A 23,352-nucleotide genomic window follows, 5' to 3' on the forward strand; every position below is an offset into this window, starting at 1 on the left:
GTCCTACTCCGCTGGAAGGTGGCCGTGGGCCACGGCCTGGAAGAACCGCCCGTACCCGGCGGCGATGGCCGGCGCCGCGAAGTCGTTCGCCCGCGCCCGCCCCGCCTCGCGCAGCCGCCCCGCGAGCGCGCCGTCGCCCAGCACCCGCGCCAGCGCGCCGGCCAGCGCCCCCGCGTCCGACGGGGGGATGAGGAGCCCGCTCTTGCCGTCGCGGATGATCTCGGCGGGGCCGTGCGGGCAGTCGGTGGCCACCACCGGGGTGCCCACCGCCATCGCCTCCACGATCACGTTGCCGAACCCCTCCCAGAGCGACGACAGGGCGAAGACGTCCGCCGCGCGCATCAGCTGGTACGGGTTCGCGCGGAAGCCCGGCATCCACACCGCGTCGGCGATGCCGAGCGCCGCGGCCTGCGCGGTGAGCTCGCCGCGCAGCTCGCCCTCGCCCACCAGCCAGAGCCGGGCGGCGGGGACGGTGCGCCGCAGGAGCGCGAACGCATCGAGCAGGGTGGAAAAGCCCTTCTGCTCGGTCAGCCGCCCGCAGGCCAGCACCACGGGCCCCTCGCCCGGCGGGGGCTCGAAGGGCTCGGCGGCCAGGCGCATCACCTCGTCGTCCACGCCGGCATTGTAGATCACGCGGATGCGGGGCGCCACCCGCGGCACCACCCGCGCCACCTCGTCCTCGACGCCGCGCGAGATGGCCACCACCCCGGCCGCGCGCGGGTAGAGGGCGCGGATGGCGCGCAGCAGCGCCCGGCGCCGCCAGTCTGGGTCGCGCAGGAACTCCATCGCGGGCGACACCTGCACGCCGGCCACCACGGGCGGCGCGCCGCGCAGCCCGGCGGTGGAGGCCAGCGCCACGCAGTTCGCGTGGTCCATGAACGAGCACACCAGGTCGGGGCGCAGCCGGCGGACCAGGCGGCGCAGCGCCAGCGGCGCGCGCGCCATCCGCCCCCCGGGAAGGGGGTGGAACGCCACGTCGGGGGCAAGCTCGCTTTCGTACGAGCCGCCCCCGCGCGCCACCGCCACCGACACCCGGAACCGCCCGCGGTCCAGGTGGTTGGCCACTCTCACCAGGTGCTTTTCGGCCCCGCCGCCCCCCAGCGAGGCGGTGAAGAAGAGAACGTGCAGCCGCTCCTCCGCTCTAGGCTCCGGCACCGGCCGCGACCGCGGCGGTGCGCATGCGCTCGCCGCCCGCGCGCTCGCCGGGCCGTCCGTTCAGGTGGACGACGAAGGGCCCCGCCGCCAGCACGTCCAGGCGGCCGTCCATGAAGGCGCGCACCGCGTCGCGCGGCGTGCAGACGATGGGCTCTTCGTGCATGTTGAAGCTGGTGTTGATCACCGTGGGGCTTCCCGTCAGCCGCTCGTACTCGGCCAGCATGCGGAACACACCCGGGTTGGAGCGCTCCGTGACCAGCTGCGGCCGCGCCGTGCCGTCCACGTGCACCGCCGCCGGCGCGATGGCCTTCATGCGGTCGGTGCAGTCGAAGGTCACGGTCATGAACTCGGCCGCGTGCCGCGCGCGCTCCACCCCGTGGAACAGGTCGCCGGCGCGGTGCGCCAGCGCCATGGGCGCGAAGGGCATGAACTCGGTGCGATTCAGCCGCCGGTTCAGCCAGTCGTTCACGGTGGGGTCGGTGGCCGAGTACAGGATCGAGCGATTACCCAGCGCGCGCGGGCCGTACTCCATCCGCCCGTCGAAGCGCGCCACCACCTTCCCCTCGGCCACCAGCCGCGCCACCTCGGCGTCGGGGTCGGCGGCGCGCTCGAAGGGGAGGCCGCTCTCGCGCACCGCCGCCTCGATCTCGCGCTCGGTGAACCCCGGCCCCAGGTACACGTGGTCCAGCGCGCGGGGCATCAGCCCGTCGCTGCGGGCGGCCAGCCAGAGCGCGGCGCCGGTGCCCACGCCGCCATCGCTCATGGCGGGGTAGACGAAGATCTTCTCGACGCCGGGGATCTCCATCACCCGCTGGTTCATCTTCACGTTGGCGAAGACGCCCCCGGCGCCCACCACGTGCGTGAGCCCGTGGCGGGCAAGGTACAACGCCACGTAGCGCTGCACCACCTCTTCCAGCACCGTCTGGTACGCCGCGGCCATGTCCTCGCGCGAGTACTGCCCGGCCAGCCGGCGCGCGCCGTACGGGTCCTGCGGCGTCTTCAGCCGGTAGTAATCGTCGCGCGACACGTCGAAGCCCTCGCGCACGCGCGGGCCCAGCACCTCGGGGTCGCCGAAGGCGGCCAGCCCCACGATCTTCCCCTCGTGGCGGTTGGGCTTGAAGCCCAGCGCCTGCGTCACGCGGCGGTAGAAGGTGCCCAGCGAGTGGGGATAGGGGATGCTCTGCAGCAGCCGCATCCGCCCGCCCTCGCACAGGTAGAACGACCCCGCCGCGCCGCTCCCGTAGCCGTCCAGCGACACGCCCAGCGCGCGGTCGAACCCCGAGGAGAAGTAGGCGCTGGCCACGTGCGCGGCCTGGTGGTCCACGTAATGGATGCGCCCCGCCAGCCCCATCTCCACCAGCGGCTGGGTGATCTCGCGCTCCAAGCGGCGCCCCGACGCCCAGTTGGGGTCGCGCACGATGTTGCGCGTGTAGTTGGCCAGGTGCGCGCCGCGCTCGCGCAGCGGCGCCCCCGACGTGGCCGCGAAGGGCAGGTTGCGCGCCCAGTTGCGCGCGTTCAGCATCAGCTCGCGCCGGGGCGCCAGCCAGGGCAGCGCCACCGCGTCCACGTCGCGCGGGCCGATCCCCGCGAGGTCCAGCACCGCCTGGATGGCCTGGCGCGGCATCCCGCCCTGGTTCTTCACGCGCGTGAACCGCTCTTCGGCCGCCGCGGCGACCACCGTCCCGTCCACTACAAGCCCCGCGGCCGACTCGTGCGCCGGGGGCGAAATGCCAAGGATCACCATCGGTCTGCACCTGCAGGGGAAGAGGGGACGGGGCGGCGCGGCGGGAAAGCCGTGCAGCGGCTACAAACGCATGCTTTATGCCTGCCACACTCCACGGTAGCACATCGCCCGGCAAAACATATGTTGCTCCACGCGTGAACGGCAACGGCGGCGGCGCGCATGGATTCCCACGCACCCTCCATCCTTCCCGGAGTACGCGAATCTCCCTGTGGATCGCCCGCATCTCCCTCGTCGCGCGTGCCCGCGTGGCGGTGCGTCGGGACGATCGTCGGATCTCACGCGGAGGCGCGGAGAACTGCCGTGTTTTTCCGCGTCTCCGCGTCCTCCGCGAGAGTCACGTCTCTCCTGGCCGGGAGATGTCGAATCCCCCCAAACCGAACGGCCCCGCCGCCGATCATCCGGCAGCAGGGCTGGAAGGAAAGGAACAGCGTGTATGGAGATCGCGGAAAGCGGCGATCAGGAAAGCGCGATCCATCCCCCGATCGCGCTCCCCCGCAGGCCAGGAGTGCAATCGGGGATTGCGGAAGCGGGCGCTACTTCCCGCGCGTCCCCACCGCGACGAGTCCCTCCCAGGCGAAGGAGGGGCGCTCCGTGGTCCAGCGGAGGAACGGGTTGTAGCCGAGGGTGGACACCACCTTCACCCCGGAGCGCAGCGCCAGGTCCAGCGGCCGCACCCCCACGCCGTCGCGGTAGGCGCGGCTGAAGCGGCGGGGATACTGCCCCTCGACGACGACGGAGGAGAAATAGCGCTCCATCAGCTCGCGCAGCTCGGGGCCCGAGTACTCCTGGCAATGGTAGGGGTCCTGCGGCTCGCCCGTGGGAAGGCGGTGCGGCGTGGTGAGCGCCAGCACGCCGCCGGGCCGCAGCACGCGGCGGACTTCCGCGAGCAGCGCGTCGGGGCGGTCCAGGTGCTCCAGCACCTCCACCATGGTCACGTAGTCCAGCGCCCCGTCGGCGAAGGGAAGCGCGTACGCCGAGGCGCGCGCCACCTCGACGCCCGCGGCCCCGTGCTCGCGCAGCTTCCCGCTCGCCAGCCGCAGCGCCGTCTGCTCCATGTCGATGCCCACGGCGCGGCCGCCGTGCAGGGAGATCTTGTACAGCATCACCCCGTCGCCGCACCCCACGTCCAGCCCGCGGGCGCCGGCCAGGTCCACGCGCGCCGCCACCCGGCCGAGCGCCACGTCGTAGCGGGCGTGCGCGCCGGGGCTGGAGCGGCGCCAGCCGCCCTCGTAGGTCAGGCGCCAGTGGTAGGCGCCCTGCTCGTCGTACTTCAGGAACTGCTCGGAGGCCGCCGGGGCGGAAGGGTGGGTCATCGTCACCGGTTCAGTACCGTTTCAGGCGCAGGATGCCGAACGCCACGCCAAGGACCACCAGCGGCATCAGCGACATCAGGCCGCCGACCACCGCGTCGCTCGACGGCTCGATCGCGTTCCAGATCACCATGATGTACATCAGCATCATCAGCGGCTCGCGCCCGTACGCCAGGAACACGCGCGAGAGCCACCAGTGGAACACCCCGAACGCCGCGAAGGCGAAGAGCACCCCGGGGATGTTGAAGTTCCAGTAGGCCTCGCCCACGGCCGTGGCCGGCACCCCCGCGCGCACCCCGAAGAAGGTGCGCCCCACCTGCCCGCCCACCAGGCCCGGCTTCCCCGGCCAGAACTTGCGCGGCACCGGCGCGGCCAGCGCCGCCAGGTAGCTGGCGCCGTACAGGTGCGGCACCCGGCCGGGCACGTAGGCCAGGATGGGAAGCGCGCCGTCGGCCACCGTGCGGCGGCTCACGATCTCGCCGGTGGCGCGGGTGCCCACGGCGTGCTTCACCGAGAAGTCGGTGAGGGTGCTCCAGTCTACGGACCCCTGCCAGGTGCTGTTGCGCAGGTTCCCCAGCACCGCCAGCAGGATCATTCCCATCACCCCCACCATCGCCATGCGGGTGGGGGCCAGCTTGCGCTCGCGCAGCATCCACACCAGCACGATGATGACCAGGGTGTAGATGATCCCGCCGCGGCTTCCCGAGCCCAGGAACTGCGTGCACAGCGCCGCCACGAAGCACATCCAGAAGAGCGGCGACCACGCCGCGCGGCGGTCGACCGCGAACCAGATCAGGCAGGCGCTGGTGGCCAGGCTGGTGAGCTGGAACCAGTAGAAGTCGCCCGCCAGGCTGACGCCGCGCCCCCGCCCCCAGGAAAGGACGTGCGCCGCCAGGCCGCCCTTGCCCTGCAGGTAGATCATGAACACGAGGGTGGAGAAGAGCACCACCGCCGGCACCTTCAGCCGCAGGTTGGAGGCCGGGCGGAACTCCAGGCTGGGGATGGGGAAGCGGGGCGCGAAGCGGAAGCCCACGTAGTAGGCCAGCAGCCCCAGGGCCATGAGCACCAGCTTCCACGACACCAGCTCGCCCAGCTGGTCGGGGGTGTACTGCATGAGCGCCACGTGGTACTGCAGCCCGAACGCGTACGCGGGAAACTCCTTGGCCAGGTGCACCACGCTGAGCATGGCCGCCAGCACGAGCGGGTGGAACCACCCGTAGTCCGAGCGATACACGATCAGCGGCAGCATGCGCACGCCGATGAACAGGAAGAGCGAGGGGATGACCAGCTCGGCGGCCGGGGCCGCGGTGAGCAGGGCCAGCACCCCGGCGGAAAGCGCGTAGACCAGGAAGAAGCCCAGCACCATCACGCGGTGGCTGGGCTTCATGCGCACGAAGGGCGAGCCGTCGGGCTGCGACGGCATCTCCCAGCGTCCGCGGCGCGACGCCGGGAACGGAACCCGCGGCTGCGAGGCGAGCGTGCTCATGGCGCCTCCGCGGGGGAGAGCGGGTGGGCGCGGCCCGTCCGCAGCAGCCCGAAGGCCGCCGCCAGCACCACGAAGGGAACCGCCATGAACACCACCTGCACCACGGCGTCGCTGGTGGGCTCGGGGGCCAGCCACATCACCAGCACGTAGAAGAGCATGAGGGTGGGGCTGCGGCCGTGCGCGGCCAGCAGCGAGGCCATCCACTTCAGGAACACGCCGAAGAGCGCGAAGACCAGGATGATACCGGGGATGTGGAAGTTCCAGTAGGCCTCGCCCACGGCCGTGGCGGGCACGCCGCTGCGTACCCCGAAGAAGGTGCGCCCGATCCGCCCGCCCACCATTCCCGGCTTGGCGGGCCACATCCCGCGCGGCACCGGAAGGGTGAGCACCGCCAGGTAGCTGGAGCCGTAGATGTGGTCGACCTCGGTGGGAACGCGCGCCAGGATGGGGAGCGTTCCCTCCTCCACCGTGCGCCGCGACACCAGCTCGGGAAGCGCGCTCTCGTGCACCACCTCGCTCAGCGAGAACTCGGTGAGCACGGTGTAGTCGAGGTGGCCCCTCCAGAGCCCCCGGCGGAACTCGCCCAGGAGCCCCACCGTGACCACGGCGGCCATGCACAGCCCGCCGAAGCGGACCCACGAGATCCGGCGCTCGCGCAGCGCCCACAGCAGGAAGCCGGCGATCAGCACCCCCAGCACCGCGCCGCGGCTGCCGGCGGCCAGGAAGTCGATGGCCAGCGACACCGCCGCCGCGGCCAGGAACAGCGGCCGGCGCAGGGCGGCGCGGTCGTTGGCGAACCAGAGCAGGCAGGCCAGCCCGCCGGTGCTCACCAGCACCACCCAGTAGAAGCTTCCCGACAGCGCCTCGGCGCGGCCGCCGCTCCACGACAGCAGGTGCCCCGCGATCCCGCCGCGCTGCGACACGTACAGCCAGAAGGCGCCGGCCGCCACGCCCACGGCCGCCAGCGCCCGCGGCGCCACCGAGGCGCGCGCGGGAAACCTCACCCGGGGCAGCGGAAGCCTGGGGCCGAAGAAGAACCCGGCGTACAGAGACAGCACCCCCAGCCCCGACAGCGCCAGCTTCCATCCCAGCAGACGCCCCAGCTCCTCGCCGGCCACTTGCGGGAGCGCCGCGTGGCGGCTGAGCCCCCAGGCGTACGAGGGGAACTCCTGCAGCAGCGGCCGCGCGCTGAGGAGGGCGCCCAGCACCAGCGGGTGGAACCACCCGGTGGCGCGCAGCGGCAGGTACAGCACCATGAGCCGGCACGCCACCAGGAAGGCCAGCCCGGGGATGATCCACTCGGCCCCCGGCGCGCCGGTGAACAGGGCGATGGAGCCGGCCAGCGCCACGTACGCCGCCCCGGCGGTCAGCAAGGCCAGCCGGTACGCCGGGCGAATGGGCACGAACGGGTTCAGCTCGCGCGCCACCTCGTCCGGCACGCCGCCGCCCGACGGCATCCACCGCCCGGCGGGGGCGCCGCCCAGCAAGGCGCCGGGAACCGTGCGCAGCTCAGCCACCGGCGGCCGCGGGCACGGGATCGGGCTCGAACTCGGGGCGCGGCGCGGGGGCGGGCGCTGCCCCGACGGCCTGCCGCACCAGGGCCCACATCTGCGTGGTGCGCCGCACGTAGTCGGCGCGCCCCGCCGCCAGCCCGGCGGCCACGCGCTCGCGCCCGGGCCCGTCCAGCAGCGCGTCGAGCCGCTCCAGCGTGGCCTCCACGGGCGCGGCGGCGTCGCACAGGCACTCGGGGCAGCCGAAGTCCTCGAACAGCTCGCGGTACTTGTGGCTCCACCCGGTGGCCAGCGAGGGCACACCCTGGGTCATGGCCCCCACCAGCGCGTGGTAGCGCGACGCCACCACCGCGTGCGAGGCGCCCAGGATCCCCTTCAGCGCGCGCGCGTCGGGCTCGGCCACCACCGGCACCCGCCCCCCCGCGGCGTCGCGCACGGCAATCGCCAGCTCGTGGTCGTTCCCCGTGTCGTGCACCAGCAGCAGCGGCCGCATGTCGCGCCGGAGCAGGTGGCGCACCACGCCGGTCAGCAGCGAGGCGTAGGCGCGCGCGGCGTCGGGCCCCGCCTTGTCGGTCATGCGCAGGTTGGGCACCACCGCCACCTGGCGCGGGTGCGGGCGGAACCCGTCGGGAAGGCGACCGGGAACCGCCACGGTGAAGTCGGGCGCCAGCTCCACCCGCGCGCCGGCCACGCCCAGCCCGGCCACGTGCTCGTACGAGCTGCGGTCGCGCGCGAACACCAGCGGCAGGTCGGCCAGCGCGCGCGAGAACGCCGCGCGCGTGGCAGGGTCGCGGAACGGCCCCAGCGCCTGCGGGAGGAGCACCGCGGGGACCCCCGCCCGCCGCCAGCCGCGCGCCAGCCGGGCCAGGTTCCGCGCGCCAGCCGCGCCCCACTGGTCGGTGTAGGCGAAGCCCGACGAGTCCAGCACGGCGCCCACCTCGGCGTCGGTCACGATCCCCAGCGGGGCGCGCAGCCGCCGCGGCACCAGCGCGCCCACGGCGGCCAACCGGCCGCCCCCGCGCCGCGACACCATCTGGTACAGCCCCAGCGGCGCGCGCTCGGCGTAGCTCCCGGCGTTGGCCGCCATGGCCAGGCGCGCGCCGCCCCAGCGCGCCACCTCCTGCACCACGGCGTGCAGCATCAGCTCGGCGCCCTTGTTGCGGAACCCCACGCCGCGCACCCAGACCATCATGGCGTGTCGTACCTCCGCAGCTCGTCCAGCGGCTTCTTCCCCGAGGCCGGCACCAGCGCGTCGGGGTCCGGGTATCCCACCGCCACCAGCATCACCGGCCGCTCATCGGGCTCCAGCGAGAGGAGCGCGGCCATCTGCCGCTCCTGCTCCTCCAGGTCGGGCCAGTTGATGCAGCAGGAGCTGAGCCCCTGCGTTTCCAGCGCGAACACGAAGGCCATGGTGGCCAGCGCCGCGTCGATGTAGATGACGTGGCGGTCGCGCTCGTCGAAGTAGGCGCGCTGCCGCCCCAGCACCACCACCACCGCGGGAAAGTTGTGCTCGAAGCCGCGCGTGCCCATGGGCACCCCGGCCACGCTGCGCACCCGCGCGGGGTCGGTGAACACGCGGAACTCGAAGGGCTGGCGGTTGCAGGCGCTGGGCGAGAGCGCGGCCACCGCCACCGCGCGGTCGATGAGGTCGCGGGGAACGGGGCGCTGCAGGAACCAGCGCACCGAGCGGCGCCGGTGGGCCAGCTCCAGCAGGTCGTCGTACGCCACCGGGGGCGGCCCCGACAGGTCGCGCCGGTAGGGCGCCAGCGGCCGCCCGCACTCCACCCCGGGCACCGCCGTCCGGCCGAACCCCGAGCGCGCGCGGTCCACCCGCGGGTCGGCGCCGGGCGCGGCCACCGCCTGGAAGTACGACGACAGCACCTCGCCCGCCCACCCCACCTCGGGGCCGGGGGCCTCGCCGCCCTGCACCCGCGCCGAGAACGCCTCCACCGTTTCCTCGATGTAGTCGGCCGCGAAGACGTCGCGGCGGGGGCGCATGATCAGCCCCTTCTCCAGCCGGTGCACGTTGCGGCGCAGGAGATACTTCCCCCCCCGCGGCGACACGGCGTCCTCCTCGTAGCGCAGGCGGCCGTACAGCACCGCCCGGTGCTCGCGCCCGAAGGCGCCCGAGGCGAAGCAGTAGTACAGCGACGCGCTCCAGCGCCAGCGCGAGGCCAGGCGCAGCACGGCCATGCGCACGCCGCGGCGCGCGCGGCGCAGCGCCGGACGGAGCGCGGCCGGCACCAGGCGGCGCAGCCCCGCCCTCACGCGGCCCTCGCGCGCAGGCGGAAAGGCGCGAACAGCGCCCGGGTCATCATCAGCCCGGCCCTCCAGGTGCGGCGGTCGGTGAAGCACGCCAGGTAGGTGGCGGCGGTGTACGAGGCCAGCGTGGCCACGGCCGCGCCGGCCGCCCCGTAGCGGGGGATCAGCACCAGGTTCAGCGCCACGTTCACCACGGCGCCCACCAGGTTGCGGGTCAGCGAAAAGGTCAGCAGGTCCTCCACCACCAGCCAGCGGGAGAGGATGGCCCCCATGAAGATCCCGGGGCAGGTCCAGATGTGGATCTGCAGGATGCGGCCGGCGCCGTGGTACTGGGGGCCGTACATCAGGTCCATCATGGGCCCGGCGGTCAGCGACACACCCGCGGCCAGCACGATCCCCGCCCACGCCATCACCACGTACATCTGCTGCAGCCGCCGCTGGTACGCCTCCTCGCCCATCCGCTTGCTCTCCACCATCATGGGCAGGAGCGAGGTGCCGATGGTGGTGGGAATGAAGTACCAGAGCTCCGAGAGCCGCGCCGCCACCGCGTAGGTGCCCACCTCGCGGGCGCCCACCATCTCGCCCAGCATCACCTGGTCGATCTTCAGGTAGATGAGGCTGCCGGCCGACGACAGGATGAGCGGCCACGACTGCCCCACCAGCGCCCGCGCGCGGTGCACCACCACCCGCCAGCGGCGCAGCGAGTACCCCTGCCTGCGGTACACGTACAGCAGCCCCGCCGCCTGCACCGCCTGCTGCAGCGTGGCGGCGGCGGCGAACGCCACCAGCGGCGCGCGCGACAGGATCATGGCCACGCGCAGCGCCGCCCCGATCGCCACCGCGGCGGTGCGCGCCTGCACCGCGTAGCGCGACTCCACCCGCGACTGGAACCAGAAGTCCACCGAGTTGAAGGCGTCGAACACCATCCCCGCCGCCACCACCGCCACCAGCCACCCCGTGTCGCCGGCGCCCGGGCGCAGCAGCGACACCGCGCCGATCAGCACGGCGGCCGCGGTGCCGGCGGCCAGCCGCAGCGCCACGGTGGTGCCCAGCAGCTCGTCGCGGTTCTCGGGCTCTTCCACCAGCCGCCGGGTGACCAGTCCGTCGAGCCCCAGGTAGGGGATGAAGGCGAAGAGCCCCACCAGCGCGATGGCGTAGTTCAGCCCCCCGAACGCCTCGGGGCCCAGGTAGCGGGCCATCCACACCGAGACGCCCACGTTCAGCAGCAGCGTGGCCACGCGCTCGGCCATCAGCCAGCCGGCGTTGCGCGCCACCCCCTGCAGGCTCCGGCTCTGCATCGTGCGCAGGAGCCGCTCGCGCACCTTCGCCATCGCCATCTGCCCCTACCCCGCCAGCCTGGCGTACACCGCCTCGAGGTCGCGGGTCACCACGTCGACGTCGAAGCGGCGCACGTATTCCTCGCCGGCGGCGGCCATGCGGGCGCGCAGCGCGGGGTCGCCCGCCAGGCGCAGCAGGTAGCCGGCGAACTCGTCGGCGCTGCGGGCGAAGAAGCCGCCCACCTCGTGCCGCAGGGTGCCGCGGATCCCCACCACGTCCGAGGCCACCACCGGCAGCCCGTACCCCTGCGACTCGGCCACCACCCGGCCGAACCCTTCCACGATGGAGGGAAAGGCCACCAGGTCGAGCGCGCGGTACCAGCGCCACACCCGGTCTTCCCACCCCACGAACCGCACGCGCCCGCTGAGCGCCGGCTGCGCGGCGGCGGCGTGGCAGGCCTCGGCGTAGGCCGGGTCCTTGGCCCCGCCCACCAGGTAGAAGTGCACGCGCGGGTCGGCCTGGGCCACCCGCGGCGCCACCTGCTCGAGGAACTCGCGCTGCCCCTTCATGGCGAAGATGCCGCCCACGAGCCCCACGGCCACCTGCCCCGGGGGGATGCCCAGCTCGGCGCGCGCGTCGTCGCGCGAGAGGGTGCGGCGGTGCTCCCGGATGTGGTCCAGGCGAATGCCGTTGTAGATGCCCACCACGCGCGGCGCCACCCGCGCCCGCAGCCGCGGCGACATCGACTCCACGCAGAAGTCGCGGAGCGGCTCGCTCACCGCCACGGTCAGGTCCGACACCGCCATCGCGGCCTGCACCGCGAACCCGATGCGGTTCCCCGGCTGCAGCCCGCGCACGTGGTGCACCAGGGTGCGCCCCGAGAGCTTGGCGGCGGGCGCCACCAGCACCATCCCCTCGAAGTCGGCGTGCACCACCTCGGGCCGCACGCGGCGGATCACCCGCAGCAGGCGCAGGTTGTACCACGCCGCCAGCGCCACGCGGCGCAGTCGCGCAACCTTCCCCCGGCGGCGGCGCGCGGCCAGCATGGCGCTGGCGTCGAAGAACTCGTGCGACACGCCGGCTTCCTCCAGCTCGGCCAGCGCGGGGTCGTCGGGGCTCGCGGCGGCCACCACCACGTGCGCGTCGAGCGAGCGCTGCCGCTCCAGGAACAGCAGCAGGCTGCGGGTGCCGCCGTACAGCTTGGGGTCGCTGCGCAGCATCAGGAACAGCACACGCGGGCGGCGGCGCGGGCCGATGGGGCCGGGCGCGCCGCCGCGTGGGTTCCCTGCCGGTTCCGCCACCTCCCCGCCGCCGCCACCCTCCCCGTTCGCCCTGGTTGCCGTTGCGAGCTTGTCAGCCATGGGTCTCCACGGCGCGCGGCGCGTGCGCCGCGACGGGTGGGGGCGCGCCGTCGCGCGGGGCCGAGAGGTCGGCCACGTACCAGTCCAGGGCGGCGCGCAGCCCCTCGGCCACGGTGTGCGTGGGGGCGTACCCCAGCACGCGCCGCGCCTTGTCGATCGAGGCCAGCGAGTGGCGCACGTCGCCGGGGCGGAAGTCGGCGTGCTGCAGCCGCGCCGCGGCCGCCGCGGGCGAGCGCGGGGCCAGCCCGTCTCGCAGCGCGGCGAAGAGCGCGGCCAGGGTGGTGCACTCGCCGCCGGCCACGTTGAACACCTGCCGCGTCACCGCCTCGGCCGGCGCGGCCGCGGCCAGGAGGTTGGCCTGCACCACGTTGTCCACGTAGCAGAAGTCGCGGCTGGTCTCTCCGTCGCCGTACACCACGCAGGGCTCGCCCTTCAGCAGGGCGCGGACCCAGCGAGGGATGACGGCCGCGTACGGCCCCTCGGGCGACTGCCGCCGCCCGAACACGTTGAAGTAGCGCAGCCCCACGGCCTCGATCCCGTACACCCGCGCGAACACCCCCGCGTACAGCTCGCCCGCCACCTTGCTGGCGGCGTACGGCGAAAGCGGCGCCCCGGTGACCTCCTCGACCTTGGGAAGCGCCGGGTGGTCGCCGTACACCGAGCTGGAGCTGGCGTACACCAGGCGGCGCACGCCGTGGCGGCGCAGCGCCTGGAGGAGGTTCACGAAGCCGTCCACGTTGTTGCGGTGGGTGGCCTCGGGGTCGTCGATCGAGCGGGGAACCGAGCCGAGCGCGGCCTGGTGCAGCACCACGTCCACGCCGCGGCACGCCTCGTCCAGGTCGGCGGCGCGGCACAGGTCGCCCTCCACGAAGTGGAAGCTCCCCGAGCCGGACCCCGACGCCGCGGCGGCGGCCTCGAGCAGGTTGCCGCGGCTGCCGGTGCTGAAGTTGTCGAGCCCCACCACGCGCTGGCCCAGCGACAGCAGCTCCTCGACCAGCGCCGACCCGATGAACCCGGCCGCGCCGGTGACCAGCCAGGTGCGCGGCGCCCCGCGCACTTCCCGGCGGACCTCCTGGAGGCGCGTCATACCGGGGCGGGCTGCAGACGGGACGCCGCCTCGACCGTGCCCGGCCGGGTGAGCCCCACCACGCGCGCCCCCGCGCCCGAGCCGCTCCGGCGCAGCACGCCGCGCGTGTCCACCACCAGCTTGGCCAGCGCGCTCACGCGGTTGTAGTCCACGCTGCTGTGGTCGGTGACCACCACCACCAGGTCGGCCGAGGCCAGCGCCTGGTCGGTGAGCGGCACCGAGTGCAGCGGCAGCCCGCGCAGCGCCGTGTCGCCGTCGTCGCGGATGACGGGGCAGAAGGGGTCGTGGTATTCCACCTGCGCGCCGCGCTCCTGCAGCATCCGGATGATCTCCAGCGCCGGGCTCTCGCGCAGGTCGTCGATGTCCTTCTTGTAGGCCACGCCCAGCACCAGCACCCGGCTCCCGTTCACCGCCTTGCGCTCCTCGTTCAGCGCCGTGGCGGCCTTGTGCACCACGAAGGCCGGCATCTCGGCGTTGATCTCGCTGGCCAGGTCGATCATGCGGGTGCGGAAGGCCAGGCTGCGCATCTTCCACGACAGGTAGTGCGGGTCCAGCGGGATGCAGTGCCCGCCCAGGCCGGGGCCGGGGGTGAACTTCATGAAGCCGAACGGCTTGGTGGCCGCGGCCTCGATCACCTCCCACACGTCCACGCCCAGCTTCTCGCACGCCTGCGCCAGCTCGTTGGCCAGCGCGATGTTGATCATGCGGAAGGTGTTCTCGTACACCTTGGTGAGCTCGGCCGCCTCGGCGCTCTCCACCGGCACCATGGCCTCGAAGATCCCCGAGTACAGCGCCATCCCGGCCTGCAGGCAGGCGGGGGTGATGCCGCCGATGACCTTGGGGGTGTTGCGCGTGTGCCACACCGCGTTCCCCGGGTCCACCCGCTCGGGGCTGAAGCAGAGGAAGAAGTCCTCGCCCACCTTCAGCCCGCTCTCCTCCAGGATGGGGAGAACCACCTCGCGGGTGGTGCCGGGGAAGGTGGTGCTCTCCAGGATCAGCAGCTGCCCGGGGCGCAGCGCGTGCAGCACCGCGTGGGTGGCCGCGATCACATAGGAAAGGTCGGGGTCCTTGATCTTGTTCAGCGGCGTGGGCACGCAGATCGACACCGCGTCGCACTCGGCCAGGCGGGTGAGGTCGGAGGTGGCCTGGAGCAGCCCCTCGCCCACGAACGCGCCCACCACGTCGGCGCTCACGTCGGCGATGTGGCTGTACCCGGCGTTCACGCCGTCGACCACCGGCTGGGTGATGTCGAAGCCGATGCAGCGGTAGCCGCTGCGGGCGATCTCCACGGCCAGCGGCAGCCCCACATAGCCCAGGCCGATCACGCCCACGACGGCCTGGCGCTGCCGGATCCCGTCCAGCAGGTCTTCGTGCGAAACGCTCATCGTACTCTGGTTCGAGTTCGCGTGCCCGCCGCGCGTAAGCGGCGGTGCCACGGCACCTTGCGGCACTTCGGTGGCAAAGGTCGGCCCCCGTCGGCGTGCAAAGCTAACATGGGGTGCGGGATTGTGAAAGCCGCGCTCCGGACGGCACCCGGGCGGCGGCGCGCCCGGCGCCGGCGGCCAGCGGGAGCGCCGCGGCGGTCCAGAAGGCGTAGCGTGCGCCGCGCACGGCGGTGCGCAGCGCGGCACCCAGCCGCGGCACGCGCCGCTCGGCCCAGGCCAGCGGCGGCAGGTGCGAGCCGTGTGCGTTGCGCGCGAGGAGCGCCCGGAACTCGCTCCGGTCGGCGGGGGCCCCCACCAGCGGAACCACGGTCAGCGCCAGCTCGGCGCGCACCCAGGGTGGAAGCCGCAAACGCACCGTCCAGAACTGCAGCCCGTATGCCGCCGCAGCAATTCGCCCGAAACAATCGGTGCCCGGCGTGCCGGCGGCCAGCGCTCGCCCCGCCTCCAGCACCTCGCCCAGCGGCAGGGCGAAGCGGTGGGCGCCGGCCCGCGCGCCGATCTCCTCCACCTCGTCCGCCGTGCACTCGCGCAGCGCGGCGGCCAGGAGCAGCAGGTCGCGCAGGCCGCCGCGGCGCAGCGGGTGGTGCAGCGCGGAGTGCACCAGCAGGTGCCAGGCGTGGTCCAGCGGCGCGGGGCGGCGGAGCGCCGGCCAGCCGGGAAGGGCGACGGCGCGCTCCAGCACCCCGGGCTCCGCCTGGTCCGGTGGGAGCCCGGTGTGGATCTCCACCGGCACCGCGCCCGGGGCGATCCGGGGCCGCGCGTGCCACTCGTCCGCGTGGCTGTACGGCTGGTATCCCGACGCGTCCAGCGCCTCGCCCAGGCGCCCGGCGGCGCCCGGCTCCAGCAGCACGTCCACGTCGGCCAGGTCCAGCGGCTCGGCGCCGGGGGTGAGGACCACGCCGCCCTTCAGCACCACCACGGCGGCCCCGCCGAGCGACGCCGCCGCGCGGGAGATGAGGGCCAGCCCGGCGCGGGCGGAGAGCACGCGCTGCGTCTCGATCCCGGCGCGCTGGCGAAGGAGCGTGGCGATCTCGGGGGGGAGGCGCGTCGCCCCCGAATCTCCCAGCCGGGCGTGGAGGGGGAGGGCGCAGCGTTCGACGCGGAGGAAGAGCTCCCATCCCGCCCGATCCCCCGGCGCCTCGCCCGCCTCTTCCCCGAAGAAGACCGCCCACGCCCAGCGGCGGACCGCCAGCGCGGCGGAGACGGCGGAGCGCCCGGCGGTGTCAGCCGCGGCGGGCACGGGCGAAGCGGCGCGCGTAGTAGCTGATGACCAGGTCGGCGCCGGCGCGGCGGATGGAGGTGAGCGCCTCCTCGTGCGCGCGCGGGCCGTCGATCCACCCCCGCTCCGCGGCGGCCTCGATCATGGCGTACTCGCCGGAGACGTGGTAGGCGCAGACGGGAAAGCCTGTCTCGTCCTTCACCCGCCGCACCACGTCCAGGTACGCCAGCGCGGGCTTCACCATCACCATGTCGGCGCCCTCGGCGATGTCGAGCCGCACCTCGCGCAGCGCCTCGGCCACGTTGCCGGGGTCCATCTGCGCGGTGCGCCGGTCGCCGAACTCGGGGGCGCTTCCCGCGGCGTCGCGGAAGGGGCCGTAGAAGGCGCTGGCGTACTTGGCGGCGTAGGAGAGGATGGCGGTCTGCTCCAGCCCCGCGTGGTCCAGCGCCGCGCGGATCGCCCCCACCCGCCCGTCCATCATGTCCGACGGCGCGACGACGTCCGCCCCCGCCTGGGCGTGGGAGACGGCGGTGCGCGCCAGCAGCGGAACGGTGCGGTCGTTGTCCACGTCGCCGTCGACGATGATGCCGCAGTGGCCGTGGCTGGTGTACTCGCAGAGGCAGACGTCGGTGATCACGAGAAGCTCGGGAAGCTCGCGCTTCAGCAGGCGGACGGCGGTCTGCACGATCCCCTGCTCGTCGTAGGCCCCGCTCCCCTCCGGGTCCTTGGCGGCCGGAAGCCCGAAGAGAAGCACGCCGCCCAGCCCCAGCCGGAGCGCCTCCTCGGCGTCCTTCAGCAGCTCGTCGGGCGAGGTCTGCTCCACGCCCGGCATCGATCCCACGGGGCGGCGCACGCCGCTGCCGGGGACGGCGAAGAGCGGGAGGATCAGGTCGCCGGGGAGAACCGTGGTCTCGCGCACCAGCGCGCGCAGCGGCTCGGTGCGGCGCAGCCGGCGCGGCCGGTACGCGGGGTGACTGGACATCAGCATCGTTGGGACTCTCTTCGCTTGTATCACGATGCGGAGGTGGACCACGGGGTTGCCCCTGCGAGCCTCACGCCGCGTCAGCCTTGGACCAGTCCACGGCCGTGTTCGCCCGGCGGTCACGCCGATCGGAGCGCTGGCGCCGAGCCGCGGTCATAGCACATAACGTCGCCGTGGCCGCGCGTCCAAGATCGGTGTACTCCGCACCCGGCGCCGCGTTCGATACGACGGGGAGATATCCGCCGTGCATCGCGCGTCTCCTCCCATCGCATCGGCGCAGGGCCACGAATGCGCGGAAGGCCGGGCGCGGAGCCTCCATGCCCGATATCGTCAACCGAATTTCTCATACCGGATTCGGAGATCGATCGTGCAATCCGGAAGCGCACGTGCAACCCTGCCTATAGATCCTTCGGCCTGCAATCGCTCGTGCAGGGACAACGACGCTGGGGCCGGCCTGAATAGAAAGTTCCGGGCGCAGCCGGTCACCGGCGACTGAAGTCGCAGCAACAACTACGGGAAGCCTCGCAAACTGCGCGAGGCTGTTCGGCTCGGCGACAGGCTCCGGCTCCGGAGGACGCCTCCCTTTCATCCATCGTGGCCGCGCGAAGCGCGGTGTTCGACTCAGGATGACGTCTCTCTGTGCGTTTGTAATGCACAGATGATAGCCAGATCCGGTATCAGGCGCGGGCGCGGCGCCGGCGGGCGAAGGCGCGGACGTCGGTGAAGGCGGGCATGGGAAAGAGCCCCGTGCGGTCCGCCGGCGTGCCCTCTCCCAGCATCCCCGCCGGAAGCCTTCCCTCGCGCTCCACCTGGCGGAGCAGCTCGGCCAGGAGGGCGCCGCCGCGGCGCTTCTTCTCCACCATCACGTCCAGGAAGTCGCTGGACGGGCCCATCGCCACCGGGAACGACGCCAGCAGCCGGCCCGCGTCGACCTTCGGCACCATCTCGTGGATGGAGACGTAGCCCGCGGGCTCGCCCTCCATCATCTCCCAGAAGGTGCCGAAGCTCCCCCGGTACAGCGGCAGCCGCCCGTTGTGGACGTTCACCGCGGCCACGCGCGGCACCTCCAGCACCGCCGCCCGGAAGATCTCGGGCGCGCCCACCGACACCAGCACGTCGGGGCGGAGCGCGCGCAGCTGCTCGATCGAGGCGTTGAGCGAGGCCACCGCGTGCACCTCCGGCGTGCCCGGCCACGCCTGCTCGCGCCGCAGGTGCAGCCCCGCCGCGCGGTCGCGGCCGCGGGGGAGCCTGGCCGCGGCCGCCGCGAGCCGCAGGCAGCCGCCCACGCCGCAGAGCAGGAGCGGCGTGGCGGCGCGCTGCCACACCGGCCCGCGCGGCCGCACCTTTCCAGCGACGGCGAACACGGCCGCGAGCGGTGGTCCGTCCGCATCGCGGTACGCCCGCCAGAACACGCCCCCCAGCGCATCGTCCGGCGCGGTGGCCAGCACCACCCGCAGCGGACGCGCGCCCGCGTCGTCCGTCATCCCGCGCGTCCTCGCGCCGCGCGCGGCTGGGCGGCGCGGGCCGGCGCCGCGGAGGTCCGGCCGCCGGGCGCCGTCTGGTCCACCCGGACCGGCGTGTACCCCAGCGACAGCACGTCGGACAGGTAGCGGCGCAGCAGCTCCACGTTCTGCGGCCCGATCCCGCGGCGGTGGCGCCGGGGGATGTCCGCCTTCAGCGCCTGCGCCTCCGCGCTCACGAACTCGGCGGGGTGCACGTAGAACACCAGGGTGTCGGCGCGCGCCCGGATGCGGCGGTTGGCCCAGCGCAGCGGGCGCAGGCCGAACGCGCGCAGGCCGCTCATGTTCATGGGCACCACGAACGCGGAGGGCGGCACCTCCACCACCGGGCTGTCACCCGGCACGGCCAGGTGCTCGCGCGACGGATGGTAGGGGTCGCGCGGGGCGCGGAAGTACCGGGTCTGGTGCCCCAGCTGCCCCATCCCCGCGTCGTAGCGGCGCGCCGGCACCGACGAGTCGTGGGTGTAGCCCAGCGTCTCCAGCACCCGCAGCGTGGTCTCGCCCACCCACAGGTTGGGCGCGCGGAAGGAGTGCGGCCGCACCCCGGTGGCCTTCTCGACCGCGCCGGTGGTCAGCTCCAGCCAGCGGAGCTGATCGGCGTACGGCGAGCTCCCGTAGTTCTCGTAGTTGCGCAGCCCGTGCTCCCAGCCATGGCTGCCCACCTCGTGGCCGCGGCGCACCGCCTCGGCCAGCAGCTCGCCGTACTCGGACGCGAAGCCGCCCACGGAGAAGAAGGTGCCGCGGATCCCCAGCTCGTCGCAGAGGTCGTAGAGCGCTGGAAGGGCGACCTCGGAGCCGCGCACCCAGTCCACGTCCACGCTGAAGCAAAACGTCTTATCACCCATCACGAATCAGGTTGCGGTGCGGCGGAGGCGGATCGGGCCCGCCAATGTATCCGGCCCCCGGGCCGGTGCCAACCCGGCTTCAGAACAGCCAGGCGAAGGTGGCCTGCAGCGAGTGCTCCGTCCCCCAGTCGCCGTGCTCCAGCTGCCACCGGGCGCGGGCCTCGGCGCGCGGGAAGAGGCGGAAGGCGGCGTCCAGCCGGCCGCCCTCGCTGCGCCCGGTGCGGGTGGGCGTGTACAGGTTCCCCCCGTTGTAGCGGGGGATGTGCAGGCTGTAGTCCGAGCGGTCGCGCAGGAAGGCGCGCGCGTCCAGCCGCAGCCGCGCGTCCAGCGCGTCGCCCTGGACGTACGCCGCGTACTCGGCGCCCTCGCCGCCCAGCGGGTGCCCCAGCGGCCGGTCGTGCACCGCCCAGTTGCCGCGGAAGGTGGCGCTGGTGTACCACACGCCGTGGCCGCAGCAGGCGTGCTTGAAGTAGGTGTACTCCGCCCCCAGCGCCGCGTTCGGCACGCCGGGGAGGGCCGGGAGGAAGAGGCCGATGATGCGCGCCGGCTCCTCGTCCAGCGCCCCCGCCGCGTCGTCGGCGCCCCACTCCACGTACAGCGTGGCGGGAACGACGGTTTCGGTGGGCAGGCGGTAGCGCCCCTCGAGCGAGAGGATCTGGTTCTCGAAGCGGCTGTGCACGACGCCCACCAGCATGCGCAGCACGCGGCCGGCGGTCACCGGCTCCGCGTCGCCGCCGAACATGGAGCCGCGGTTGATGGCCAGCGTCACGCGAGGATGCGGCTGCATGGCCGCGCGCAGCCCCCACAGGTCCGGGTTGGTGGGATGCCGCGCCGGGTCGTTCACCGGCCCCGCGAAGGTGTGCAGGGTGACGGGGCCCAGGTAGCGGAGGAGCGACGGAAGGCGGAAGGGCCGCGTGGTCTGCAGCTCGATGCGCGGAAGCGCGTCGGGGTCGGAGTAGACGATTCCCCCCGTGCGCCCGTAGCCGTAGCCGACCGGCGCGCGCCCCACGGAGAGCTGGAAGGGCCCGGCCCCCACGGCCACGTCCCACTGCCGCAGCACCGCCTCGCCCCCGCGGTAGGCACCCTCGGCGCTGGCGCTGGCCCACGGCAGCGCCACGCCGCCGAGCAGCGACACGCGCGCGGCCGAGACGTCGGGGAGCGGACGCGGGTCCTGCCGGTTGATCTGGTAGCCGATCACGGCGCCCACGCGCCCGGAGGCGTCGTCCACCCCCGCGGCCGCCTGTCCGCCGAGCAGCGTCACCGGCCCGGAGGCGCGGTTCGCGAGCCCGTACTCGGGGAACTCCTCCACGAAGCGCGCCTCCCATCCGGTCGCCAGCGCGCGGAGCGAGGGAGACGATGCGTTCGCGGCGGCCTCGGCCAGCGCGCGGGCCACCTCGGCGCGCGGCACGGCGCGCTGCGCGGGGAGGAAGCGGGTGAGGCCCAGCGCCTCGGCGCGCCACGCGGCCCGCACCGCCCAGTGGTCCTCGGGAAGGAGGGGAGATGCGTGGAACGACGAGCCGCCGCGCATCCGCGTGTCCGTCACCGCCGGCGAGGTATCGGCCGACGCGATCACGGTGTCCGTCACCACGGCGGTGTCGACGGCGACGGCGGTCGTGTCCTGCGCCGCGGCGCGCGCGGAAAACGCGGCGGCCACGCAGATCACCGCCACGCCCTGTCTCCCCATCCTCATCCGGCGCTCTCCGCGTAGAAGCCCCGGATCGCCTCGACGAGCCCCGGGATGGTGTACTCCGCCGCCTCCACCTCCACCGCCATCCCCATCTCCCGAACCGTTTGCGAGGTGACCGGGCCGATGGACGCCACCTTCGCCCTCCCCACGTCGGCACCCACCAGCGACGCGAAGTTGCGCACGGTGGAGCTGGCGGTGAAGGTCACCAGGTCCACCTCGCCCGCGTCCAGCCGCCGCCGCACCTCGTCCGCGCCGGCGCCGTCCTGCACGGTGCGGTACGCCACCACCTCCACCACCTCCGCCCCACGGGCGCGCAGCCCGTCGGGGAGCACGGCGCGGGCGATCTCCGCGCGGGGAAGGAGGATGCGCTTCCCGTCCACGCCCGCGGCCGCGAGCGCCTCCACGGCCGCCTCGGCCACGAACTCGTCCGGCACCAGGTCCGCGCGGATGCCGTGCTTCGCCGCCTCGGCCGCCGTCGCGGGGCCGATGGCGCAGACGCGCGCGGCGCCCAGCGCCCGGGCGTCGCGCCCCATCCCGGCGAGCTCCCGGAAGAAGTGCTCGACGCCGTTCACGCTGGTGAAGACGATCCAGTCGAACGTCTCCGCACGAGCTGCCGCCTCGCGCAGCGGCGCCGGGTCCGCGGGGGGAACGATGCGGATGACGGGGAGCTGCAGCACCTCCGCCCCCAGCCGCTCCAGCGTGGCGGCGAATTCGCTGGCCTGCGCGCGGGCGCGGGTGACCACGATGCACCGACCCGAGAGCGGCCGGCGGTCGAACCAGGCCAGCTCATCGCGCAGCGAGACCACGTTGCCGACCAGGACGATCGACGGCGCGCCGATGTTCGCGGCGCGCGCGATCTCGGGAAGGGTGGCCATCGTTCCCATCACCGTGCGCTGGCGGGGATACGTTCCCCACTCCACCGCCGCGGCGGGCGTGTCGGGCGAGCGTCCGGCGGCGATCAGGCGGCCGAAGTTCTCCTCCATCCGCCCCACGCTCATGTAGAAGACCAGCGTCCCCGTCCCCCGGGCCAGGAACTCCCAGTCGACCTCCGTCTCCGCCTTCGTGGGGTCCTCGTGCCCGGTCACCAGCGTCACGCTGGTCGACAGCCCGCGGTGGGTGACGGGGATCCCCGCGTACGCCGGCGCGGCGACCCCCGCGGTCACGCCGGGGACGACCTCGAAGGGGATGCCGGCGCGCGCCAGCTCCAGCGCCTCTTCCCCGCCCCGCCCGAAGACGAACGGATCGCCGCCCTTCAGCCGCACCACCGTCTCGTGCTTCCGCGCGAGATCGACCAGCAGCGCGCTGATCTCGTCCTGCGAGAGGACGTTCTTCCGCCCGCCGCGCTTCCCGGCGAAGATCCGCTCCGCCCGCGTGGCGAGCTCGACGATCCCGGGCGACGCGAGGGCGTCGTAGACGAGCACGTCCGCGCGCGCGAGCAGCTCCGCGGCGCGGACGGTCAGCAGCCCCGGATCGCCCGGGCCCGCGCCCACCAGGTACACGGTGCCGGTCACGCCGCCTCCGCGTGCGCGGCCAGGGCGCGCTCCTCGTGCTCCAGCAGCTCCGCCAGCGTCCGCCGCAGCGGGATCTCCGGCGCCCAGCCGAGCCCGCGCAGCGCCGACGCGTCGCCGCAGAGGAGGGGGACGTCCACCGGACGGAAGCGCGCGGGATCGGTCTCCAGCCGCGCGCCGGTGCCGCTCAGCTCCACCAGCATCTCCACCAGTTCGGCCATCGAGTGCGCCTCGCCCGTTCCCACGTTGTACGCCTGGCCCGGCTCGCCGCGCTCAATCAGCGTGCGGTAGGCGCGAACCACGTCGCGCACGTCCAGGTAGTCGCGCCGCGCCTGCAGGTTGCCCACGCGCAGCACCGGCTCGGCGCGCCCCGCGCGGATCTCCGCCAGCTGGCGGGCGAAGGCGGACAGCGCGAAGCGGCCGTCCTGCCCCGGCCCGGTGTGGCTGAACGAGCGGGCGATCACCGCGGGAACGCCGCGCGCCGCCGCCTCCACCACCGCCATCTCCGCCGCCGCCTTGCTCGCCGCGTAGGGGTTGGTCGGGCGAAGGGGACGGGACTCGGGGATCGGCTGCTCGTCCTCGGGGACCGCGCCGTACACCTCGGCGGAGGAGATGAAGAGGAGGCGCGCGCCCTCGGGGAGCGCGCTGACCAGCCGCAGCGTCCCCGTCGCGTTCACCTCCCACGTCGCGACGGGATCGACGAACGAGTCCGCCACCGAGGCCTGCGCGGCCAGGTGGAAGACCCGCTCCGGCCGCGCCTCGCGCATCGCCGCGGCGATCGAGTCGGCCGACGCCAGCTCCATCGGCAGCCAGCGCGCATCGCGGAGCGCGGCCGGGGGCGCGTGGCCCGCCTGCAGCGTTCCCCACACCTCGCACCCGTCGGCCAGCAGCGAGCGCACCAGGTGGCACCCCGCGAAGCCGGCCGCGCCGGTGACCAGTGCGCGCACGGCGC

The 23,352-nt window shown here is 74.0% G+C and carries 18 protein-coding genes; all 18 read right to left on the bottom strand.

Annotated elements, in window-relative coordinates:
* Positions 1 to 3: 3 nt before the first annotated feature.
* Entirely contained in the window at positions 4 to 1,155 is a 1,152-nt protein-coding gene (locus VLK66_RS23450; RefSeq protein WP_325311923.1) for a glycosyltransferase, read from the bottom strand.
* Positions 1,142 to 2,899: a carbamoyltransferase family protein gene (locus VLK66_RS23455; RefSeq protein ID WP_325311924.1), complete on the bottom strand. Its 1,758-nt coding sequence runs from the start codon at positions 2,897 to 2,899 to the stop codon at positions 1,142 to 1,144. Before VLK66_RS23455 ends, VLK66_RS23450 begins: the two co-directional genes overlap by 14 nt.
* 533 nt (positions 2,900 to 3,432) lie before the next feature.
* Positions 3,433 to 4,212 (bottom strand): class I SAM-dependent methyltransferase, encoded by a 780-nt coding sequence (locus tag VLK66_RS23460; RefSeq protein ID WP_325311925.1) that lies wholly within the window; start codon positions 4,210 to 4,212, stop codon positions 3,433 to 3,435.
* A gap of 10 nt (positions 4,213 to 4,222) precedes the next feature.
* Positions 4,223 to 5,695, bottom strand: a complete 1,473-nt coding sequence (locus tag VLK66_RS23465) for an O-antigen polymerase (RefSeq protein ID WP_325311926.1) — start codon at positions 5,693 to 5,695, stop codon at positions 4,223 to 4,225.
* A complete protein-coding gene (locus VLK66_RS23470; protein ID WP_325311927.1) occupies positions 5,692 to 7,212 on the bottom strand; it encodes an O-antigen polymerase in 1,521 nt (506 codons plus the stop codon). The genes VLK66_RS23465 and VLK66_RS23470 overlap by 4 nt, the downstream gene beginning before the upstream one ends.
* Positions 7,205 to 8,398 carry a polysaccharide pyruvyl transferase family protein gene (locus VLK66_RS23475; RefSeq protein WP_325311928.1) on the bottom strand — a complete coding sequence of 398 codons (1,194 nt, stop codon included), beginning with the start codon at positions 8,396 to 8,398 and terminating at the stop codon, positions 7,205 to 7,207. Before VLK66_RS23475 ends, VLK66_RS23470 begins: the two co-directional genes overlap by 8 nt.
* Positions 8,395 to 9,474, bottom strand: coding sequence for a nitroreductase family protein (locus VLK66_RS23480; RefSeq protein ID WP_325311929.1), 1,080 nt, complete (start codon positions 9,472 to 9,474; stop codon positions 8,395 to 8,397). The genes VLK66_RS23475 and VLK66_RS23480 overlap by 4 nt, the downstream gene beginning before the upstream one ends.
* Positions 9,471 to 10,805, bottom strand: a complete 1,335-nt coding sequence (locus tag VLK66_RS23485; protein ID WP_325311930.1) for a flippase — start codon at positions 10,803 to 10,805, stop codon at positions 9,471 to 9,473. Before VLK66_RS23485 ends, VLK66_RS23480 begins: the two co-directional genes overlap by 4 nt.
* 6 nt (positions 10,806 to 10,811) lie before the next feature.
* Complete coding sequence (locus VLK66_RS23490; RefSeq protein WP_325311931.1) at positions 10,812 to 12,107, bottom strand: glycosyltransferase family 4 protein; 1,296 nt, start codon at positions 12,105 to 12,107, stop codon at positions 10,812 to 10,814.
* Positions 12,100 to 13,194 carry an SDR family oxidoreductase gene (locus VLK66_RS23495; RefSeq protein WP_325311932.1) on the bottom strand — a complete coding sequence of 365 codons (1,095 nt, stop codon included), beginning with the start codon at positions 13,192 to 13,194 and terminating at the stop codon, positions 12,100 to 12,102. Before VLK66_RS23495 ends, VLK66_RS23490 begins: the two co-directional genes overlap by 8 nt.
* Positions 13,191 to 14,579, bottom strand: coding sequence for a nucleotide sugar dehydrogenase (locus VLK66_RS23500; protein WP_325311933.1), 1,389 nt, complete (start codon positions 14,577 to 14,579; stop codon positions 13,191 to 13,193). Before VLK66_RS23500 ends, VLK66_RS23495 begins: the two co-directional genes overlap by 4 nt.
* A 103-nt stretch (positions 14,580 to 14,682) precedes the next feature.
* On the bottom strand, positions 14,683 to 15,879 hold the full coding sequence (locus VLK66_RS23505) for a nucleotidyltransferase family protein (protein WP_325311934.1): 1,197 nt from the start codon (positions 15,877 to 15,879) through the stop codon (positions 14,683 to 14,685).
* The gene (hemB, locus tag VLK66_RS23510; RefSeq protein ID WP_349260538.1) at positions 15,863 to 16,840 is read right to left on the bottom strand and encodes a porphobilinogen synthase; all 978 of its coding nucleotides are present in this window, start codon (positions 16,838 to 16,840) and stop codon (positions 15,863 to 15,865) included. The genes VLK66_RS23505 and hemB overlap by 17 nt, the downstream gene beginning before the upstream one ends.
* Before the next feature lie 677 nt (positions 16,841 to 17,517).
* Positions 17,518 to 18,324, bottom strand: a complete 807-nt coding sequence (locus VLK66_RS23515; RefSeq protein WP_325311936.1) for a formyltransferase family protein — start codon at positions 18,322 to 18,324, stop codon at positions 17,518 to 17,520.
* Positions 18,321 to 19,205: a polysaccharide deacetylase family protein gene (locus VLK66_RS23520; RefSeq protein ID WP_325311937.1), complete on the bottom strand. Its 885-nt coding sequence runs from the start codon at positions 19,203 to 19,205 to the stop codon at positions 18,321 to 18,323. The genes VLK66_RS23515 and VLK66_RS23520 overlap by 4 nt, the downstream gene beginning before the upstream one ends.
* A gap of 79 nt (positions 19,206 to 19,284) precedes the next feature.
* The gene (locus tag VLK66_RS23525; RefSeq protein ID WP_325311938.1) at positions 19,285 to 20,895 is read right to left on the bottom strand and encodes a capsule assembly Wzi family protein; all 1,611 of its coding nucleotides are present in this window, start codon (positions 20,893 to 20,895) and stop codon (positions 19,285 to 19,287) included.
* Entirely contained in the window at positions 20,892 to 22,403 is a 1,512-nt protein-coding gene (gene cobA / locus VLK66_RS23530) for a uroporphyrinogen-III C-methyltransferase (protein ID WP_325311939.1), read from the bottom strand. Before cobA ends, VLK66_RS23525 begins: the two co-directional genes overlap by 4 nt.
* Entirely contained in the window at positions 22,400 to 23,347 is a 948-nt protein-coding gene (locus VLK66_RS23535; protein ID WP_325311940.1) for a GDP-mannose 4,6-dehydratase, read from the bottom strand. The genes cobA and VLK66_RS23535 overlap by 4 nt, the downstream gene beginning before the upstream one ends.
* Between the last annotated feature and the right edge of the window lie 5 nt (positions 23,348 to 23,352).

Source organism: Longimicrobium sp., from assembly GCF_035474595.1.
Lineage (GTDB): Bacteria > Gemmatimonadota > Gemmatimonadetes > Longimicrobiales > Longimicrobiaceae > Longimicrobium.

Coding starts and splice junctions, on each gene's coding strand:
- VLK66_RS23455 (WP_325311924.1), bottom strand. CDS start 2,899: ATGGTGATCCTTGGCATTTCGCCCCCGGCGCACGAGTCGGCCGCGGGG.
- VLK66_RS23460 (WP_325311925.1), bottom strand. CDS start 4,212: ATGACCCACCCTTCCGCCCCGGCGGCCTCCGAGCAGTTCCTGAAGTAC.
- VLK66_RS23465 (WP_325311926.1), bottom strand. CDS start 5,695: ATGAGCACGCTCGCCTCGCAGCCGCGGGTTCCGTTCCCGGCGTCGCGC.
- VLK66_RS23475 (WP_325311928.1), bottom strand. CDS start 8,398: ATGATGGTCTGGGTGCGCGGCGTGGGGTTCCGCAACAAGGGCGCCGAG.
- VLK66_RS23485 (WP_325311930.1), bottom strand. CDS start 10,805: ATGGCGATGGCGAAGGTGCGCGAGCGGCTCCTGCGCACGATGCAGAGC.
- VLK66_RS23490 (WP_325311931.1), bottom strand. CDS start 12,107: ATGGCTGACAAGCTCGCAACGGCAACCAGGGCGAACGGGGAGGGTGGC.
- VLK66_RS23495 (WP_325311932.1), bottom strand. CDS start 13,194: ATGACGCGCCTCCAGGAGGTCCGCCGGGAAGTGCGCGGGGCGCCGCGC.
- VLK66_RS23500 (WP_325311933.1), bottom strand. CDS start 14,579: ATGAGCGTTTCGCACGAAGACCTGCTGGACGGGATCCGGCAGCGCCAG.
- hemB (WP_349260538.1), bottom strand. CDS start 16,840: ATGTCCAGTCACCCCGCGTACCGGCCGCGCCGGCTGCGCCGCACCGAG.
- VLK66_RS23515 (WP_325311936.1), bottom strand. CDS start 18,324: ATGACGGACGACGCGGGCGCGCGTCCGCTGCGGGTGGTGCTGGCCACC.
- VLK66_RS23520 (WP_325311937.1), bottom strand. CDS start 19,205: ATGGGTGATAAGACGTTTTGCTTCAGCGTGGACGTGGACTGGGTGCGC.
- VLK66_RS23525 (WP_325311938.1), bottom strand. CDS start 20,895: ATGAGGATGGGGAGACAGGGCGTGGCGGTGATCTGCGTGGCCGCCGCG.